Below are 456 nucleotides of genomic sequence, written 5' to 3' on the forward strand. Positions count from 1 at the left end.
TGCCCCTGGGCCTGCTGGTGGGCAGCTACCGGCACCTGGAGGCAGCCACCACCCCGGCGTTCCAGTTTCTGCGGATGATCTCGCCGCTGTCCTGGATGCCGGTGGTGGTGATGCTGATGGGGGTAGGGGACCAGCCGATCTACTTCCTCCTGGCGTTCGCCGCGCTGTGGCCGATCCTGCTCAACACCGCGGCCGGCGTGCGCCAGCTGGACCCGCGCTGGCTGCAACTGAGCCGCAGCCTCAGCGCCACCCGCTGGGAGACCCTGCGCAAGGTGATCCTGCCCGGGGTGCTGGGGCATGTGCTGACCGGGGTACGGCTGTCCATCGGCATCTTGTGGATCGTCCTGGTGCCCTGCGAAATGCTTGGGGTCAGCGCCGGCCTGGGCTACTTCATCCTCGACACCCGGGACCGCCTGGCCTATTCGGAACTGATGGCCATGGTGCTGCTGATCGGCG

General features: G+C 68.0%; 1 protein-coding gene. It reads left to right on the forward strand.

Features of this window, described 5'->3' with window-relative positions; genetic code table 11:
- On the forward strand, window positions 1–456 hold a 456-nt coding region (locus F6S12_RS32935), incomplete at both ends, for an ABC transporter permease (RefSeq protein ID WP_315870013.1).

The sequence above is a fragment of the Pseudomonas sp. JV245A genome, assembly GCF_032424515.1.
GTDB classification, from domain to species: domain Bacteria; phylum Pseudomonadota; class Gammaproteobacteria; order Pseudomonadales; family Pseudomonadaceae; genus Aquipseudomonas; species Aquipseudomonas protegens.